This window comes from Burkholderia sp. Ed8, assembly GCF_040761425.1.
Lineage (GTDB): Bacteria > Pseudomonadota > Gammaproteobacteria > Burkholderiales > Burkholderiaceae > Burkholderia > Burkholderia seminalis.
In genome coordinates, this window is record NZ_CP142886.1 from 3,733,435 (window position 1) to 3,752,003 (window position 18,569).

General features: G+C 68.5%; 15 protein-coding genes and 1 tRNA gene. 5 read left to right on the forward strand and 11 right to left on the reverse strand.

Annotated elements, in window-relative coordinates:
- Window positions 1–22 precede the first annotated feature (22 nt).
- Both argA and VXM69_RS31160 read left to right on the forward strand, forming a co-directional pair.
- Entirely contained in the window at window positions 23–1,402 is a 1,380-nt protein-coding gene (gene argA / locus VXM69_RS31155; RefSeq protein ID WP_034188966.1) for an amino-acid N-acetyltransferase, read from the forward strand.
- A 50-nt stretch (window positions 1,403–1,452) separates the two neighbouring features.
- On the forward strand, window positions 1,453–1,728 hold the full coding sequence (locus VXM69_RS31160; RefSeq protein WP_006478357.1) for an oxidative damage protection protein: 276 nt from the start codon (window positions 1,453–1,455) through the stop codon (window positions 1,726–1,728).
- A 106-nt stretch (window positions 1,729–1,834) separates the two neighbouring features.
- Here VXM69_RS31160 and VXM69_RS31165 read toward each other — a convergent pair whose 3' ends face one another.
- From VXM69_RS31165 to VXM69_RS31175, 3 genes are all read right to left on the reverse strand, one after another.
- Complete coding sequence (locus tag VXM69_RS31165) at window positions 1,835–3,247, reverse strand: MFS transporter (RefSeq protein ID WP_200089546.1); 1,413 nt, start codon at window positions 3,245–3,247, stop codon at window positions 1,835–1,837.
- An 88-nt stretch (window positions 3,248–3,335) separates the two neighbouring features.
- The gene (locus VXM69_RS31170) at window positions 3,336–4,571 is read right to left on the reverse strand and encodes a CaiB/BaiF CoA transferase family protein (protein ID WP_367189740.1); all 1,236 of its coding nucleotides are present in this window, start codon (window positions 4,569–4,571) and stop codon (window positions 3,336–3,338) included.
- Window positions 4,568–6,319, reverse strand: a complete 1,752-nt coding sequence (locus tag VXM69_RS31175) for an acyl-CoA dehydrogenase family protein (RefSeq protein ID WP_069706955.1) — start codon at window positions 6,317–6,319, stop codon at window positions 4,568–4,570. Before VXM69_RS31175 ends, VXM69_RS31170 begins: the two co-directional genes overlap by 4 nt.
- A gap of 174 nt (window positions 6,320–6,493) precedes the next feature.
- On the opposite strand from VXM69_RS31175, the gene VXM69_RS31180 reads away from it, so the two are divergent.
- The 3 genes from VXM69_RS31180 (at window position 6,494) to cysC (ending at window position 8,386) form a co-directional block, all read left to right on the forward strand.
- Window positions 6,494–7,396: a LysR family transcriptional regulator gene (locus tag VXM69_RS31180; protein ID WP_069706954.1), complete on the forward strand. Its 903-nt coding sequence runs from the start codon at window positions 6,494–6,496 to the stop codon at window positions 7,394–7,396.
- A 96-nt stretch (window positions 7,397–7,492) separates the two neighbouring features.
- A tRNA-Val gene (locus tag VXM69_RS31185) sits at window positions 7,493–7,567 on the forward strand.
- Between the two features lie 279 nt (window positions 7,568–7,846).
- Window positions 7,847–8,386, forward strand: a complete 540-nt coding sequence (gene cysC, locus VXM69_RS31190) for an adenylyl-sulfate kinase (protein WP_367189741.1) — start codon at window positions 7,847–7,849, stop codon at window positions 8,384–8,386.
- Window positions 8,387–8,410: 24 nt separating this feature from the next.
- Here cysC and VXM69_RS31195 read toward each other — a convergent pair whose 3' ends face one another.
- The 8 genes from VXM69_RS31195 to hutU form a co-directional block, all read right to left on the reverse strand.
- Window positions 8,411–9,799: an aspartate aminotransferase family protein gene (locus VXM69_RS31195; RefSeq protein WP_367189742.1), complete on the reverse strand. Its 1,389-nt coding sequence runs from the start codon at window positions 9,797–9,799 to the stop codon at window positions 8,411–8,413.
- Between the two features lie 28 nt (window positions 9,800–9,827).
- A complete protein-coding gene (locus VXM69_RS31200) occupies window positions 9,828–11,165 on the reverse strand; it encodes a glutamine synthetase family protein (protein WP_034190391.1) in 1,338 nt (445 codons plus the stop codon).
- Between the two features lie 12 nt (window positions 11,166–11,177).
- Window positions 11,178–11,984 carry a gamma-glutamyl-gamma-aminobutyrate hydrolase family protein gene (locus VXM69_RS31205; protein WP_367189743.1) on the reverse strand — a complete coding sequence of 269 codons (807 nt, stop codon included), beginning with the start codon at window positions 11,982–11,984 and terminating at the stop codon, window positions 11,178–11,180.
- Window positions 11,985–12,735: 751 nt separating this feature from the next.
- Window positions 12,736–13,533 carry an N-formylglutamate deformylase gene (gene hutG, locus VXM69_RS31210; protein ID WP_034190389.1) on the reverse strand — a complete coding sequence of 266 codons (798 nt, stop codon included), beginning with the start codon at window positions 13,531–13,533 and terminating at the stop codon, window positions 12,736–12,738.
- Between the two features lie 54 nt (window positions 13,534–13,587).
- Window positions 13,588–14,964, reverse strand: coding sequence for a formimidoylglutamate deiminase (locus tag VXM69_RS31215; protein ID WP_124610087.1), 1,377 nt, complete (start codon window positions 14,962–14,964; stop codon window positions 13,588–13,590).
- Between the two features lie 63 nt (window positions 14,965–15,027).
- Window positions 15,028–16,251 (reverse strand): imidazolonepropionase, encoded by a 1,224-nt coding sequence (gene hutI / locus VXM69_RS31220; RefSeq protein WP_367189744.1) that lies wholly within the window; start codon window positions 16,249–16,251, stop codon window positions 15,028–15,030.
- Between the two features lie 4 nt (window positions 16,252–16,255).
- Entirely contained in the window at window positions 16,256–16,867 is a 612-nt protein-coding gene (locus VXM69_RS31225; protein WP_049030528.1) for a HutD family protein, read from the reverse strand.
- 2 nt (window positions 16,868–16,869) lie between these two features.
- Window positions 16,870–18,558 carry a urocanate hydratase gene (hutU, locus tag VXM69_RS31230; protein WP_034190385.1) on the reverse strand — a complete coding sequence of 563 codons (1,689 nt, stop codon included), beginning with the start codon at window positions 18,556–18,558 and terminating at the stop codon, window positions 16,870–16,872.
- Window positions 18,559–18,569 lie beyond the last annotated feature (11 nt).

Consider the following 18,569-nt stretch of genomic DNA (forward strand, 5'->3'; position numbering starts at 1 on the left):
GGGGCGCATTATAATCCCGCCCATGAATTCCCAAACCGACCTCCCCCCCGCCCAGACCAGCGCCGCGACGCCGCCGGCCGCCGACGATTCGGCCGCCAGCCACGCGCAATTCGTCGACTGGATGCGCTCCGTCGCGCCCTATATCCACAAGTTCCGCAACAGCACGTTCGTCGTGGGGTTCGGCGGCGAGGTGGTGCAGCAGGGGCTGCTGAACGCGCTCGTGTCCGACATCGCGCTGCTGCAGGCGATGGGCATCCAGATCGTGCTCGTGCACGGCTCGCGCCCGCAGGTCGAGGAGCAGTTGAGCCTGCACGGTGTCGAATCCGAGTTTTCGCACGGCCTGCGCATCACCGATGCGCGCGCGCTCGAATCCGCGAAGGAAGCGGCCGGCGAAGTGCGTCTCGACATCGAGGCCGCGATCAGCCAGGGTCTGCCGAACTCGCCGATGGCGCACGCGCACATCAGCGTCGTGTCGGGCAACTTCGTCACGGCACGGCCGGTGGGGATTCTCGACGGGGTCGATTTCGCGCATACGGGCATCGTGCGCAAGATCGACGCCGAATCGATCCGTCATTCGCTCGCGAGCCGCAAGCTCGTGCTGCTGTCGCCGCTCGGTTTCTCGCCGACCGGCGAGGCGTTCAACCTGTCGATGGAAGACGTCGCGTCGGCGGCCGCGATCGCGCTGCGCGCCGACAAGATCATCTTCCTGACCGAAGCGCCGGGCATCGTCGACGACGAAGGCGGGCTGATCCGCGAAATGTCGCTCGACGCGGCGGCCGAGCTGCTCGATTCCGGCAACATCCAGGGCGACGACGCGTTCTTCCTGAAGCACTCGATCCGCGCGTGCCGCGGCGGCGTGACGCGGGCGCACCTGATTCCGCAATCACTCGACGGCAGCATGCTGCTCGAACTGTTCCTGCACGACGGCGTCGGCACGATGATCTCGTACGAGAACCTCGAAAGCCTGCGCGAGGCGACGCCGGACGACGTCGGCGGCATCCTGTCGCTGATCGAGCCGCTCGAGACCGACGGCACGCTGGTGCGACGCGGCCGCCACCAGATCGAACGCGACATCGACCACTTCTCGGTGATCGAGCACGATGGCGTGCTGTTCGGCTGCGCGGCGCTGTACCCGTACCAGCAGGAGAAGATCGGCGAGATGGCGTGCCTGACGGTCGCGCCGGAAGCGCAGGGCTCGGGCGACGGCGAACGCCTGCTCAAGCGCATCGAGCAGCGCGCCCGCGCGCGCGGCCTCACGCACATCTTCGTGCTCACGACGCGCACCGAGCACTGGTTCCTCAAGCGCGGCTTCGTCAAGGTCAGTGTCGACGACCTGCCGGAAGACCGTCGCAAACTCTATAACTGGCAGCGCAAGTCGCTCGTGCTGATGAAGCAGCTCTGAGCGCAGGCACGACTGCCCTCCCCCCAGTTCGATTACAGGAGAAGTACACGATGGCTCGAATGATCCAATGCGCGAAGCTCGGCAAGGAAGCCGAAGGCCTCGATTTCCCGCCGCTGCCGGGCGAACTCGGCAAGCGCATTTACGAGAGCGTCTCGAAGGAAGCATGGCAGGGCTGGCTCAAGCAGCAGACGATGCTGATCAACGAAAACCGCCTGAACATGGCCGACCCGCGTGCGCGCCAGTACCTGATGAAGCAGACCGAAAAATACTTCTTCGGCGACGGCGCGGACCAGGCGTCCGGCTACGTGCCGCCGACGGAAGGCTGATGACGTGACGCGCGGCGCCGGCAGCGCGGCCGCATGATCCGACGAACAACGGCACCGTGTCCCGCACGGTGCCGTTTTTCTTTCGGGCGCATGCGCCCGGCGTGCGTCAACCCGCCGGTTTCAGCGTGCCGCCGTCGCCCGGCTGTTGCGCGCCGCCGCTCGCGCTGTCGGCGCTGCCGCCTTCGGTGCCCCATTCCGCCGCATCGCTGCGTTCGGCCGTCGACAGTTCGTCGGCGCGATAGCCGGTGCGGTTCAGCAACGCCAGCATGCAGACGAGCGACACGAGCGCGTAGAGCCCCGATGCGACCGCGACGCCGACGATGCTGCCCGTCGCGTTGAGGATCGCCTGCGCGAGCACCGGCGTGCCGCCGCCGACGACCAGCGCGCTCAACTGGTACGCGAGCGACAGGCCCGTATAGCGGATGTTCGCCGGAAACACGCGCGCGAGCACGCCGCCGACCGCGCCGTAGAACATCGCCGACGGAATCGTCGAGATGCACATGCCCGCGACGGCGACCCCGTACGAACGCGTCGCGAGCGCATGGAACATCACCGGCATCAGCACGATTTCCGGAATCAGGATCCAGCACATCGCGCGCCGCATGTCGACCTTCGACACGAACCATGCACCGACCGGCTGCATCAGGAATTGCACGACGAGCGAGATCGACAGGATGCCGAGGAACGTGCCCTGCGCGTAGCCGAGTTCCTTCGTCGCCCACGACAGCGCGAACGTGCTGCGGAAATACGTGACGTTGATCACGGGCAAGGTGCCGGCCGCGAGCAGCACGACCACCCAGTGATCGCGCACGACGTCGCGCAGCGGCAGCTTCACCGTGCGCTTGCGCGCGAGCACGCGCTGCATGTCGGCCGATTCCTCGAGCTTCAGACGGATCACCATGCCGATGATCACGAGCACGGCCGACAGCAGGAACGGAATGCGCCAGCCCCACGTCAGGAACGACGGCGTCGGCAGCGCGCTCAGCGCGAAGAACGCGGCGGTGGCGAGCAGGTTGCCGGTGGGCGAGCCCTGCTGCGCGAACGCCGCATACAGGATGCTGCGGTGCTTCGGCGCGTTTTCGCTCGCGATCAGCACCGCGCCGCCCCACTCGCCGCCGACCGCGATGCCCTGCAGCACCCGCAGCACGACGAGGCCGGCCGGCGCCCAGACGCCGATCTGCGCATAGCCGGGCAGCAGGCCGATGCCGGTCGTCGCCAGGCCCATCATCATCAGCGTGATCACGAGTGCGGTCTTGCGGCCGACGCGATCGCCGAGATGCCCGAACACGATGCCGCCGAGCGGCCGCGCGGCGAAACCGGCCCAGAACGTGACGAACGCGAGCAGCGTCGCGACGCCCGGGTCCATCGTGCTCGCGAAGAACACCTTGCCGAACACGAGCGCCGCGGCCGTGCCGTAGATGTAGAAGTCGTACCACTCGATCGTGGTGCCGACGAACGCCGCGAAGGCGGCGCGGCCAGGCCGCGGCAGCGCGGCGCTCGGGGATTGCGGACGGCTCATCGATGTCTCCTGTTGGGTGATCGGGGGCGCGACTCGCGCGCGCCTTTCCCGGGTGGCCGGCATCGCGCCGCCGGCCGGCGGCGTGATGTCAGCCGGGCGCCGGGTCCGGCGCCGTTTTCAGCACGCCGGCGTCGAGCAGTTGCTGCTGAAGCGCACGATCGACGCCGAGCCGGTCGAGCACCGCGCGCGTGTCGCGGCCAAGCGCGGGCGGTGCCGACCGATAGGTGGCCGGCGTGCGCGACAGCTTCACCGGCGACGCCGTGCCGCGATACGCGCCGATTTCGACGAACAGGTTACGGTGCAGCGCATGCGGATCGTGCGCGACCTCGGCCACCGTCCGCACCGGCCCGCACGGCACGCCGGCCGCCATCAGGTCGCGCGCGAGCGGCTCGCACGCGTGCGCGGCGAGCCGCGCTTCCAGTTCGGCCTTCAGCGCGGGCCGGTGCGCGCAGCGGCTGCGGTTATCGACGAAGCGCGCGTCGCCCGCGAGCGCCGGCGCACCGAGATGCGCGACGAGCCGCGCGAACTGCCGGTCGTTGCCGACCGCGAGGAAGATCGGCACGGTCGCCGTGCGGTAGCTGTCGTAGGGCGCGATGTTCGGATGCGCGTTGCCGCTGCGCTCCGGCACGCGCCCGGAGCCGAAGAAGTTCGGCAGGTGCGGATGCAGCAGCGATACACCGCAGTCGTACAGCGCGATGTCGATCGACTGCCCCTGCCCGCTTTTCTCGCGCTCCGCGAGTGCGAGCAGGATGCCGGCGAGCGCGTTGAGCCCCGTGACCATGTCGACGATCGGCAGGCCGATGCGCGTCGCGTCGCCGTCGCGCTCGCCGTTGACGCTCATCAGCCCGGCCATCGCCTGGATCACCGCGTCGTAGCCGGGCAGCCCGCCGAGCGGGCCGTCGTCGCCGAAGCCCGTCACCGCGCAATGGATCAGGCGCGGAAAGCGCGGCTGCAGGTCGCGCGCATAGTCCATCCCCCAGCGCGCGAGCGTGCCGGGCTTGAAGTTCTCGACCAGCACGTCGGCCTCTTCCAGCAGGCGCCACAGGATCGCGCGCCCTTCGTCGCGCGACAGGTCGAGCGCCAGCCCTTCCTTGTTGCGGTTGACGCCCATGAAGTACCAGGCCGTGTCGCCGAGGAACGGCGGCCCCCAGCCGCGTGTTTCGTCGCCGGCGGGCGGCTCGATCTTGACCACCGTCGCACCGTGGTCGGCGAGCGCCTGCGTGCAGTACGGGCCGCCGAGCACACGACTCAGGTCGACGACTTTCAGGCCGTCCAGCGCACCGCGTGACGCGCGCGTTACGTTCGTTACGTTCGTTGCGCTCATCGTTCGACCTCCGGCAGCAGGTCGAGCGCCGTGTCGAGCGCAACCGGCGTGCCGCGCAGCAACGCATCGAACGCGGCCGACTCGTCGTCGCGCAACGCCGGCGCGAGCGGATCGACCGGCAGCAGCTTGTGGCGCACGAGCAGGTGCGCGAGCGCGAGACGCCGGAAATCCGGCGCGAGCCGCACGCCCTCGCAGGCCATCAGCACGGCCGCGCTCGCGTAGTACAACGCGGACGCGGCCTGCCGCACGTGCGCGTCGTCGCCGTCCGCCGCGACTCGCGCCAGTGCATCGCATGCGCGCGCGAGGATGCGCCGCAGCGCCGCGCGGCTCGCGTCGGGCAGCGGTGCCGCGCCGAGCCGGTCGCCGAGGAACGCGCGCAGCGCGTCGAGTGCGTGCTCGCGCTGCGCGGCCCGCGCAACGTCCAGCGCGACGATGTTGCTCGTGCCTTCCCAGATCGAGCCGAGATGCGCATCGCGCACGAGCCGTGCATCGCTCCATTCCTCGATGTAGCCGGTGCCGCCGCGCACTTCCATCGCGTCGCCCGTCACGCGGCGCGCATCGCGGCACGCGCGGAACTTGATCAGCGGCGTCAGGATCCGCACGCAGCGCGCGGCCTGCTCGTCACCGGCGTCGGCCTGCGGCAGCAGCAACGCGATCTGCATGAACATCGCGCGGGCAGCCTCGGCCGGCAGCAGCATTTTCATCAGCTGGCGCTGCATCAGCGGCATCTCGATCAGCTTGCGGCCGAACGCCTCGCGATGCGCGGCGACGTGCAGCGCCTCGTTCAGCGCGCGCCGCATCAGCCCCGCCGCGCGCACGCCGTTCGACAGCCGCGACATGTTGATCATGTCGGCCATCTGGTGAAAGCCGCGGCCGATCTCGCCGATCAGCCAGGCCTGCGCACCGTCGAGCACGATCTCGCCGCTCGCCATCGAACGGCTGCCGAGCTTGTCCTTCAGGCGCACGATCCGGTAGCGGTTGCGCGTGCCGTCGGGCAGCGTCTTCGGCAGCAGGAACAGCGCGAGGCCCTTGATGCCGTCCGGCGCGCCGTCGGGCCGCGCGAGCACCATCGCGAGGTCGGCATCCGCGTTCGAGCAGAACCACTTGTCGCCGGTCAGGCGCCAGACGGTCCCGCCGTGCGCGTCCGTCTCGCGCGCGGCGCGCGTCGCGATCCGCGCGACGTCGGAGCCGGCCGCCTGCTCGGTCATGAACATCGCCCCCTGGTACAGCGTGTCGAAGTCGCGCGACGCGAGCATCGGCAGATAACGCGCGACGAGCGCCGGATCGCCGAAGCGGCGCAGCGTGCGCGTCAGCGAGTCGGTCATGCTGACCGGGCAGCACAGCCCGAACTCCGCCTGCACGAACAGGAACGTCAGCGCGTACTTGACGAGCGGCGGCACGGATTGCGCCCCGTGGCTCATCGACGCGAGCCCGAGCTCCGCATACGCAACGCGTTCGAGCGCGACATACGCGGGATCCTTGTCGATCCGCTGCACGGCCTCGCCGCGCCGGTTGCGATGCTCGAGCACGGGCGGATGTTTGTCCGCGCGCGATGCCCATTCGTCCAGTTCGCCGGACACGCGTGCGCCGAGCGCGCGCAGTTGCGGCTCGAGTTCGGCATAGTGCGCATCACCGAGGTGCAGCTTCAGCAACGCGCCGAGGTCGGTGTCGGCGGTGAAGAAATTGATGCCCCGGCTGTCGGGGATGTTGGATGTGCCGGGGTCCGGCGCGCCAGCGGTGTCGTTCATGCGAGTTGTCTCCTGAGTTGCCTGCGCGTTGATCCGGCCGGGCGCCGCCGCCCGCTGCCGGCTCCGCGCGAAACCTTCCGCAGAGCGTAGGCGCGCGATCGATAAGCGTCCAATACAGGATTCATCCGGTACGATAGATGTCGCTTATCGATGGCGACGCCAGGAGGAGACACCGTGGAACTGAGGCAATTGCGCTATTTCGTGGCGGTCGCGGAGGAGCTGCATTTCGGGCGCGCGGCGAAGCGCCTGTTCATCTCGCAGCCGGCGCTGAGTTTCGACATCCGCAAGTTCGAGGACACGCTCGGCGTGCAGCTCTTCTCGCGCACCAACAAGACCGTCGCGCTGACCAACGCGGGCGAGGTGCTGCTCGGCGAGGCACGCCGGCTGCTGCTGCAGGCGGCCGAGGCCGAGCGCCTGACGGTGCGCTCCGCGTCGGGCCTCGCGGGCCGGCTGCGGATCGGCTTCGTCCATTCGATGCTGTATCGCGGGCTGCCCGACGCGGTACGGCGCTTCGAAACCGACTACCCGGGCGTCGAGGTCGTGCTGAGCGAGATGAACACGCATGCGCAGGTACAGGCGATCCAGCGTGGCCAGATCGATCTCGGCTATGCGCACTGGGGCCACTTCCCGCCCGAAGTCGAATCGGTGCCCGTCTATGCGGAGCCATTCGTGTGCTGCCTGCCGGCCGCGCATCCGCTCACGCGGCGCAGACAAGTCGCGCTCGCCGCGCTTGCGACGGAACCGTTCATCCTGTTTCCGCGCGAAGCGGCGCCGCACTATCACGACCTGATCATCGCGCAGTGCGTGAACGCGGGATTCAGTCCGTTGATCCGCCACGAAGCGCGGCTGTGGCAGACGATCCTGTCAATGATCGAGTTCGGGATGGGGGTGGCGCTGGTGCCGCGCGTGCTGCAGCAGGCGAAGAGCGACCGGCTCGCGTTCCGGCCGCTGAAGGATGCGTCGCTTGAATCGCGCACGCTTGCGCTCAAGCGCAGCGGCACCGCCGAGCCGGTCGCGCTACGCTTCGCCGACTACGTGCGCGCATCGATCGACGGGCTGCCCGCGCTCGCGGGCTGAACGGGCGGTCGGCGGCGGGTGCCGACGGACATTCGAAAAAATTTGCAGAAAGGGCTTTACAGACCCTCAAAGCCCTGACATAATTTCAGCTTCTTTGGGCGGTTAGCTCAGCGGTAGAGCACTGCCTTCACACGGCAGGGGTCACTGGTTCGATCCCAGTACCGCCCACCAAAGAATTCAAGGCCCTGCGTCTCACGACGCAGGGCCTTTTCGTTTTGCGCGTCGCGATCGTGAGACTCACTACCCGGCATCAATCACTCGACGCGGGCGCGCACTCGCATCCACGACGTAATAGTCGGTAACCAATCAGTCATAGCGCACGGATCACGGCTGACTAGAATCTGCCGACATGACCGGCCCGTCGCGCGGCACCGATGGTCGAATCCCATCAAGACGAACGGCTCCGGAACGCGGCTTGCACGGCCGCTCGATACCGTCGCGACCTATCCCATGACATCGCCGAATTCACACACCCTGTGGTTGACCGGCCTGAGCGGCGCCGGCAAGTCCACGCTGTCGCGCGAGATCGCTGCGCACTTGCGCGCGCACGGCATCCCGGTTTGCATTCTCGACGGCGACGAGCTGCGCTCGGGCGTCTCGCGTGATCTCGGCTTCCGGCGCGACGATCGCGCGGAGAACTGCCGGCGCACCGCCGAAATCGCGAAGCTGTTGAACGACCAGGGGATCGTCGTGATCGTCGCGCTGATTTCCCCGTATTCAGCCGACCGGAAACTGGCCCGCGACATCGTCGGCGACGCACGCTTCAGCGAGATCTATCTGAATTCCGATATCGCGACCTGCTCCGCACGCGATCCGAAACGCCTGTACGCGAAGGCCATCACCGGTCAGACACGCCGGTTCACCGGCATCTCGGATCCTTACGAGGCGCCCGAGGCGCCCGATCTCGTCGTCGAGACCGGGACGATATCCATCGCCGAGTGTGTCGCGCGCATCATCGAATTCGATCACCAGCGCTTCGACTCCGCGTGATCGACGCCCCGCGTTCGATTCGCTTCACCGCCCCACCCGCTCCGCCGTCGCATCGAACGCATGCTTCGCCTTGTCGACGATCTCGTCGACTTCCGCCTCGCGAATCACGAGCGGCGGCGACAGCAGCATCCGGTCGCCGGTCGCGCGCATGATCAGGTGGCCGTTGAAGCAGAAGTCGCGGCAGATCGTGCCGATATCGACGTCCGCACCGAACCGCTCGCGCCGGCCGCGATCGCGCGCAAGCTGAACGCCTGCGACGAGCCCCGCGCCCGCGATCTCCCCGACGATCGGATGGTCACCCAGCGCATCGCGCAGCCGACGCTGGAAATACGGCCCGATATCGGTCTTCACACGCTCGACGATGCCTTCGTCGCGCAGCAGCTTCAGGTTCGCGACCGCGACGGCCGCAGCCACCGGGTGGCCCGAGTACGTGAGGCCGTGATTGAATTCGCCGTTGTCGATGATCGGCCGCGCCACGCGCTCGTGAATGCCGACCGCCCCCATCGGCACATAACCCGACGTGAGGCCCTTGGCCATCGTGATCAGGTCCGGCTCGAAGCCGAAGTGCTGATGCGCGAACCATTCGCCGGTGCGCCCGAAGCCGCCGATCACCTCGTCGGCGACGAGCAGGATGTCGTACTTGCGACAGATCCGCTGGATTTCCGGCCAGTACGTCGACGGCGGGAAGATCACGCCGCCCGCGCCCTGGAACGGCTCGCCGATGAACGCGGCAACGTTCTCCGCGCCGAGTTCGAGGATCTTCGCCTCGAGCTGCTGCGCGCGCGCGAGGCCGAACGCTTCCGGCGTCTCGCCCGGCTGCGCTTCGCCGAAGAAATACGGCTGGTCGATATGCACGATGTGCTCGACCTTCGACGGCATCTGCTCGTGCATGTAGCCCATCCCGCCGAGCGTGCCGCCCGCGATGGTCGAGCCGTGGTAGCCGTTCTTGCGCGAGATCACGAACTTCTTCTGCGGCTTGCCCTGCACGCGCCAGTACTGGTGCACGAGGCGCAGCACGGTGTCGTTGCCTTCCGAGCCGCTGTTGCAGTAGAAGAAGTGGTTGAAGCCGGCCGGCGTCAGTTCCGCGAGCAGCGCGGACAGCTCGATCACCGGCGGGTGCGTGGTCTTGAAGAAGGTGTTGTAGAACGGCAGTTCCTGCAACTGGCGATACGCGGCGTCGGCGAGTTCCTTGCGGCCGTAGCCGACGTTCACGCACCACAGGCCGGCCATCCCGTCGATCACCTTGTTGCCGTCCGAATCCCACAGGTAGACGCCGTCGGCCTTCACGATCACGCGGCTGCCGGCGCGGTTCAGCGCGCCCATGTCCGAGAACGGGTGGATGTGGTGCGCGGCGTCGAGCGCGCGGTATTCGGCGGTCGAGTGCGGCGAGCGGGCTTCGTGTCGATCGGTCATGTTTCCTCCATGAAACGGCGCCGCACGTTCAGACGTGCAGCAGCAGATGGCGGCGTTCCCACGAGCTGATCACGCGGAAGAACGCTTCGTATTCGGTTTCCTTCAGCGCCAGATAGGCCTTCACGAACTTGTCGCCGAGAATGCCGGCGAGCGGCTCGCACGCGGCCATCAGCGAGATGCCCTCTTCCAGATTGCGCGGCAGCTGGTAAGGCAGGTCGTAACCGTCTGAGGCAATCGGCTCGGTCGGCGCGAGCTGCTGCGTCATGCCGAGATAGCCGGCCGCGAGCGTCGCGGCGAACGCGAGGTACGGGTTGCAGTCGACGCCCGGAATGCGGTTCTCGATGCGGCGCGCGACGGGGCTCGACTGCGGGATGCGAAAGCCGACCGTCCGGTTGTCGTAGCCCCACTGCACGTTGATCGGCGCGGCCATGAAGCGCGACAGCCGGCGGTACGAGTTGATGTACGGCGCGAAGATCGGCATCAGCGCCGGCGTGTATTTCTGCAGCCCCGCGAGATAGCTGCGGAACAGCGGCGACACGGAACCGTCCTCGTCGGCGAACAGGTTGCGCCCGGTGCGCATGTCCGCCAGGCTCTGATGAATGTGCATCGCGGATCCCGGCTCGCCTTCCATCGGCTTGGCCATGAAGGTCGCGTACATGTTGTGGCGCAGCGCGGCCTCGCGCACCGTGCGCTTGAACAGGAATACCTGGTCGGCCAGCGGCAGCGCATCGCCGTGCACGAAGTTGATCTCCATCTGCGCGGCGCCGACTTCGTGGATCAGCGTCTCGATATCGAGGCCCTGCATTTCGCAGTACTCGTAGATGTCCTCGAATAGCGGATCGAACTCGTTGACGGCCTCGATCGAATACGACTGGCGGCCGGTTTCCGCGCGTCCCGTGCGGCCGATCGGCGGGCGCAGCGGCAGGTCGGGATCGGCATTCATGTCGACGAGATAGAACTCGAGTTCCGGCGCGACGACGGGCTTCCAGCCTTTCGCCTCGTACAGGTCGAGCACGCGGCGCAGCACGTAGCGCGGCGAGATCTCGACCGGCGAACCGTCGAAATGCACGCAGTCGTGAATCACCTGCGCGGTCGGATCGACGGCCCACGGAATCAGGCAGATCGTCGACGGATCGGGCACGCACACCATGTCGGGATCGGTCACGCCGGTCAGCGTGCCGTCCTCCGGATAATCGCCGGTCACGGTCTGCACCATCACGGCCTGCGGCAGGCGCATCGATTCGCCTGATTCGAACTTGTTGCGCGGAATGATCTTGCCGCGCGCGATGCCGGCCATGTCGGGGATGATCGCCTCGACCTCGGTGATGCGGTGCTGCCGCAGGAATTCGCTCAGTTCGGGTTGCATGATCGGCCTCGTTCAGTCGACGTCGGATGCGCTCGGCGACGCGATCGCGCCGCCGGCTGCATGAATGCGGCGCGTCATGCGCGCGCGGCACGCCGCGCCGAATGCCGCGAAGATGTCGCGCGACAGCGGCTGTTCCGCGTAGCGCCATTCGGGATGCCACTGCACGCCGAGCGCGAACGCGCGCGCGCCGCGCACGCTGACGGCCTCGACGAGCCCGTCGGGCGCGCTCGCTTCGACGACGAGCCCCGCGCCAAGCCGGGCGATGCCCTGGTCGTGCAGCGAATTGACGGTCGCCTCGTGCACGCCGCGCGCGACCCGCTGCAGCAGGCCGCCCGGCGCGAGTTGCACGACGTGCGCGGGACCATACTGCCGCTCGAGCGGATCGGCCGCCCGTTCGCGATGATCGTCGAAGCCGTTCGTCGCGTGCAGCCGCTGATGCAGCGTGCCGCCGTACGCGACGTTCAGCTCCTGCATGCCGCGGCAGATCGCGAGCACGGGTACGCCCGCCTCGATCGCCGCGCGGATCAGCGGCAACGCGGTCGCATCGCACGCGGCATCGTGCAATGTGTCGGGTGCGCTCGCGGCGCCACCGTAATGATGCGGCTCGACGTTCGAATAGCTGCCCGTAAACAGCAGCCCGTCGACCGCCGCGATGATCGCGTCGGGCGGCTGGCGCGCGCCGAGCGCGGGCAGCACCAACGCCAGCGCGCCGGCGCCGTCGACGAGCGCGGCGAGGTACTTCTCGCCGGCCGTGTGATTCGGATGCGCACCGCGCAGGATGCGGTCGGCGGTGACGGCTACGATCGGGCGCGCACGCATGAGCCTCCCTCCCTCTCCGGTAATCGCGCGCCGCATGCGTGCGCACGGGACGACGAAGGCCGGCGGCTGCGCCGCACGCGCGTGCCGTCGCGCAGCGCGAGCGCATGCGCGATCCGGCCGCGCGAACGATGCGGCAAGCCGCGGTGCGGCCCGCAACGGAAGCGGAACAAGACGCTAGGGCAACAACGATGCGCTGCCGTCGCACTGCACCGCGCTGAACACCTGCGCGGTCACGAGGTTGAAGCGGCGCGGGCCGCGATGGGAAATGGCGAAGAAACGAGGTTCGCGTAAAGGGGCGGCACGCGTGCCGCATTCAGCATGCCGGTTCGGCCCGGCCTGAGGCGGCGCGCCCGCCGACGGACTTCGCGTCCGGCGTATCGAAGGGCTGGCGGCTTTCACGATCGTACTCGACTGACTGAAGGAGGCAGGACACGCGTCGCGATCAAGCGCATGCGGCAAAGCCGCGCGGCGACACGTCGGCAAGGTGTCTCGCAGCGCATTCCGGCACGGTACGGCCATCGTCGATGCCCTCGCCGCCGGTGCGCGCGTGACGACTTCCTGACATTCAGCTTATATCACCTAAAAATTGCGTCAAATTTTCAGGCACCGACGACGACATCGATCAGATGAAAAAAACGGCATCGATCCCCGCGATCGATGCCGTGTTGTGCATTGCGTCGGCGCGCCTGCTGCATGCCGGCGGGCCGCGACGCCCTGCTCCGCCGCGCTGCCGCATGCGAGCGGCCCGCGCTCAGCGATGCGCGAGCGCGGTTTCGACGAGCGTCTGCAACAGCGGTGCAATCCGCGCGGCGCGCGCTTCGTCGTACGCGTACGGACGCGTCTCTTCCATGTAGGTGATCTGCGACAGCTCGAGCTGCACGGCTTCGACACCGGTGTCGGGCACGCCGTAGTGACGGGTAATGTAGCCGCCCTTGAAGCGGCCGTTCGCGACGGCCGTATAACCGCCGTGTGCGAGCACGCGCGCGGCCAGCGCCTCCGCGAGACCGGGCTTGGCGCTCGCGCCGCTCGACGTGCCGAAATTGAAGTCCGGCAGGCGGCCGTCGAAGAAGCGCGGCACATGCGAGCGGATCGAATGCGCTTCCCACACGAGCACGCGGCCGTGCTCGCGCTTCAGGCGTGCAATCTCGCGCTGCAGCGCGTCGTGATACGGCAGCCAGTAGCGGTCGCGGCGACGCATGATCTCGTCGTTGCCGGGCAGCGCATTCGCCGGATAGAGCGGCGCCTTGTCGAACGTATCGACCGGCACGAGCCCCGTCGTGTCCTGCCCCGGGTACAGGTTCTCGTTGTCGGGCGGACGGTTCAGGTCGACGACGTAACGCGCGTGCGACGGCACCAGGATCGATGCGCCGAGATCGGCCGCGAAGCCGTACAGCCGCTCGAGATGCCAGTCGCAATCGTCGACGAAGCGCGCGTCGGGCGTCATCGTCGCCGCGATGTCCTCGGGGATGTGCGTGCCTGCGTGCGGAATCGAGATCAGCAGCGGCAGCGTGCCCTGCTTCAGCGTGAATACAGCCGGTTGTTCAGTCATGTCGCCTCACCGTAAGAGTCGGCCGGCGCACGCACGCGCGCCGGTTGCCGCGTGTCAGCGCAGCAGTTGCGCCAGCGCGGCGCGGTAGTCCGCGTATGCAGCGTCTTCGTCGCGATGGCGGCGGCCGCTCACGACGCGTTCGCCGCCCGTGTAGACGTCGAGCACGGGCGTCTCGCCGTGTTCGGCGAACACGATGCCCGACAGCCACGACGGGCTGCCATGTTCGGCGATCGCCGGATGATCGGGATCGAGCACCAGCCAGTCGGCGCGGCAGCCTTCGCGCAGCGCGCCGACACGCCGCCCGCTCGCCTGTGCGCCGCCCGCGAGCGATGCGTCGAACAGGCGATCGGCGACGTGTGCCTGCGACTCGCTCGCCAGCACGTTGCGCGCGCGGTGCACGAGCCGCTGCCCGTATTCGAGCAGGCGCAGCTCCGAGCGCCAATCGACCGAGGCGTGGCTGTCCGAGCCGACGCCGATCACGCCGCCCTGCGCGAGATAGTCGACGGCCGGGAACACGCCGTCGCCCAAGTTCGCTTCGGTCGTCAGGCACAGGCCGGCGACCGCGCGACGCCTCGCGAGCGCGGCCGTCTCGGTCGCATCGACGTGCGTGGCGTGCACGAGGCACCAGCGCGCATCGACGTCGAAGCGATCGAGCAGCCATTGGACGGGACGCGCGCCGTACGCGCGCACGCAGTCGTCGACTTCGGCCGTCTGCTCGGCGATATGGATGTGAACGGGCGCGTCGTCGGGCAGCCCGTCGATCAGCGTGCGCAGCCCGTTCTCCGACACCGCGCGCAGCGAGTGCGGCGCGACGCCGTAGCGCAGGCCGCCGTGCTCGGGCGCCGCGCGACGCATCGCGTCGAGCAGTTCGAGCAGCCCGTCGGGCGTGTTGATGAAGCGGCGCTGGTCGTCGCGCGGCGGCTTGTTGCCGAAGCCGGCGAACTGGTACGACACGGGCAGCATCGTGATGCCGATGCCGGCGGCGCGTGCGGCATCGACGACGCGCGTGCCGAGCTCCGCGAGCTGCGGATAGCGCGAGCCGTCCTGTGCGTGATGCACGTAGTGGAATTCGCACACCGACGTGTAACCGCACTTGAGCATCTCGACGTACAGCCAGCGTGCGATCGCCGCGAGCGCGTCGGGCGTGATCTTCAGCGCGAAGCGGTACATCAGGTCGCGCCAGCTCCAGAAGCTGTCGGCGGGATTCGCGCGGTATTCGGTGAGCCCCGCCATCGCGCGCTGGAATGCGTGCGAATGCAGGTTCGGCATGCCGGGCAGCACCGGGCCGGCCGCACGCGCGACGTCTGCCGGCGCATCGGTATCGGGCGTCACGCCGGTCAGCGTGCCGGCCGCGTCCCAGCGCAGCAGCACGTTGCGGCGCCAGCCGTCGGGCAGGTAGGCGTGGTCCGCGAACAACATGGTGTCGGTCATTCTGATTCCTTGTCGAGCGGCCGGGTCGAGCGCGGTCGCACCCGGCCCGGCTCCCTGCAAAAACTATCCGTTCATCCGGCGAAACACGGTCGTGCCGCCGCGCACGACCTGCTCGCACAGCGGCCGGCCGATCCAGTACGCGAGCTCCGACAGCGAACCGACCGACCACGCGGCGAAGTCGGCCTGGCGGCCGACCTCGAGCGCGCCGTGGCGATCCGCGCGGCCAAGCGCCGCGGCTGCATGGCGCGTGACGCCCTGCAGCACTTCCGGCACCGTCATGCGGAACAGCGTGCAGCCCATGTTCAGCGTCAGCAGCAGCGATTCGAGCGGCGACGTGCCGGGGTTGTGATCGGTCGCGAGCGCGATCGGCACGCCGTGCTTGCGCAGCAGCTCGATCGGCGGCAGTTGCGTTTCGCGGATGAAGTAGTACGCGCCGGGCAGCAGCACGGCGACCGTGCCGGCCGCCTTCATCGCCTCGATGCCGGCTTCGTCGAGAAACTCGAGGTGGTCGGCGGACACCGCGCGGTAGCGCGCGGCGAGCGCCGTGCCGCCGGCGTTCGACAGTTGCTCCGCATGCAGCTTCACGGGCAGGCCGCGGCGCGTCGCGGCCTCGAACACGCGCTCGGTCTGCGCGAGCGAGAAGCCGATGCGTTCGCAGAACACGTCGACCGCGTCGACGAGACCCTCGTCGGCGAGCGCCGGCAGCATGCGGTCGCACACTTCGTCGATGTACGCGTCCGCCCGGCCCGCGTATTCGGGCGGCAGCGCATGCGCGCCGAGGAAGGTCGTGTAGACCGTGACCGGGAAGCGCTCGCCGAGCTGGCGCGCGACGCGCAGCATCTTGCGCTCGCTCGCGAGGTCGAGCCCGTAGCCCGACTTGATCTCGATCGCGGTCACGCCTTCGGCGAGCAGCGGCTGCAGGCGCGCGGCGGCCTGCACGAACAGCGTCGTTTCGTCGGCCGCGCGCGTCGCGCGCACCGTCGACACGATCCCGCCGCCCTGCCGCGCGATTTCCTCGTAGCTGGCGCCCGCGAGACGCTGCGCGAATTCGTCCGCACGCGTGCCGCCGTACACGAGGTGCGTATGGCAATCGACGAGGCCCGGCGTCACCCACGCGCCGTGCAGGTCTTCGCGCGGCCAGTGCGCGTAACCGTGCGGCAGCGCGGACCACGCGCCGAGCCACACGATCGTGCCGGTTTCGTCGACCGCGATCGCCGCGTCGTCGATCGTTTCGTCGGGATGGCCGTGCGGACACAGCCTCAGGTGATGCCAGACAGTCGGTTTCATGCGTTCAGTCTCGTTCGCCGACGGCGAGCGAGACGGCGAGCAACGCACCGCCCCCGCTCACGACGACGTCAAACGCACGCCGCGGCCCGTCGAGCCGCAGCGTGTCCATGTCTTCCAGTGCGTGGTGCGTGCCGTCGATTGCGACACCGACGGCGCCGGTCGCGCAGAACAGCAGCACGGTATCGGCCGGCGCGACATGGTGCGCGCCCGCGCGCCACACGTCGAGCGTGCCGCGCGCGGCCGAGCGGCGCGTCATCAGGTTGAAGTCGCGCGTCGCGCCGTCGTGCAGCGTCGCGTCGATCGCCGCTTCCCCTGCGAAATCCGCGCGGGCCAGCGGCACGTCGAGCACATGGTGCGCACCGCCCGCTTCGGCGAGCGTCATGCCCGCGCCGGACAGCAGCACGAGCGTGCGGTCGATCCCGTCGAAACGCGAGAACGGGCCGGCCGTGCCGACGTCCGCGACGCTCACGCGCCACGCGAACGCGTCGAGCGCGGCGCCGGGCGGGAACGCGCCGATCTCGCGCGTCACGCCGCCGCCGTTCTTCCACGGCGACGCGACGAGATCCGCCGCGCGGATCAGCGTCGCGTTCACCGGCGCCTGGTCGAGCGCCGTCATGCTCAGCGGCCGAGCATCGGCAGCTTCAGGCCGGCTTCGCGAGCCGTCTGCTGCGCGAGTTCGTAGCCGGCATCCGCATGGCGCATCACGCCCGTCGCCGGGTCGTTCAGCAGCACGCGACCGAGACGCTCGTGCGCTTCAGCCGTGCCGTCGGCGACGATCACGACGCCCGAGTGCTGCGAGAAGCCCATGCCGACGCCGCCGCCATGATGCAGCGACACCCACGATGCGCCGCCTGCCGTGTTCAGCAGTGCGTTCAGCAGCGGCCAGTCGCTGACCGCGTCCGACCCGTCCTTCATCGATTCCGTCTCGCGGTTCGGGCTGGCGACCGAGCCGGTGTCGAGGTGGTCGCGGCCGATCACGATCGGGGCCTTCAGTTCGCCGTTCTTGACCATCTCGTTGAATGCCTGGCCGAGACGATAGCGATCCTTCACGCCCACCCAGCAGATCCGTGCCGGCAGGCCCTGGAACGCGATGCGCTCGCGCGCCATGTCGAGCCAGTTGTGCAGGTGCGGATCGTCGGGGATCAGCTCCTTCACCTTCTGGTCGGTCTTGTAGATGTCTTCCGGATCGCCCGACAGCGCGACCCAGCGGAACGGGCCCTTGCCTTCGCAGAACAGCGGACGGATGTACGCCGGCACGAAACCCGGGAAGTCGAACGCGTTCTCGACGCCCATTTCCAGCGCCATCTGGCGGATGTTGTTGCCGTAGTCGAGCGTCGCCGCGCCGCGTTCCTGCAGCGCCAGCATCGCGCGCACCTGGACGGCCATCGACTGCTTCGCGACCTTCACGATGCTCTGCGGATCGACCTTCTGCGCTTCGCGCCATTGCGCGACGGTCCAGCCTTGCGGCAGGTAGCCGTTGATCGGATCGTGCGCGCTCGTCTGGTCGGTCACGCAGTCCGGCGTGATGCCGCGCGTGACGAGTTCCGCGAACACGTCGGCGGCGTTGCCGAGCAGGCCGACCGACACGGGCTTGCCCGTGCGCTTCGCTTCCTCGATCATGCCAAGCGCTTCGTCGAGCGTCGTTGCCTTCTTGTCGACGTAGCGCGTCTTCAGGCGGAAGTCGATGCGCGTCTCGTCGCATTCGACCGCGATCATCGAGAAGCCGGCCATCGTCGCGGCCAGCGGCTGCGCGCCGCCCATGCCGCCGAGGCCGCCCGTCAGGATCCAGCGGCCCGACGGATCGCCGTTGAAGTGCTGGTTCGCGACCGAGAAGAACGTTTCATACGTGCCCTGAACGATGCCCTGGCTGCCGATGTAGATCCAGCTGCCGGCCGTCATCTGGCCGTACATCATCAGGCCCTTGCGGTCGAGCTCGTGGAAGTGATCCCAGTTCGCCCAGTGCGGCACGAGGTTCGAGTTCGCGAGCAGCACGCGCGGCGCATCCTTGTGCGTGCGGAACACGCCGACCGGCTTGCCCGACTGGATCAGCAGCGTTTCGTTTTCCTCGAGATCCTTCAGCGACGCGAGGATCTGGTCGTAGCATTCCCAGTTGCGCGCCGCGCGGCCGATGCCGCCGTACACGACGAGCGCATGCGGATGCTCGGCGACTTCCGGGTCCAGGTTGTTCTGGATCATCCGGTAGGCCGCCTCGGCCAGCCAGGTCTTGCAGGTCTTCTCGCTGCCGCGCGGCGCGCGGATCGTGCGCGTCGGATCGAGACGGGGATCGATGTGTTTCGGATGGTTCATGACGACTGCTC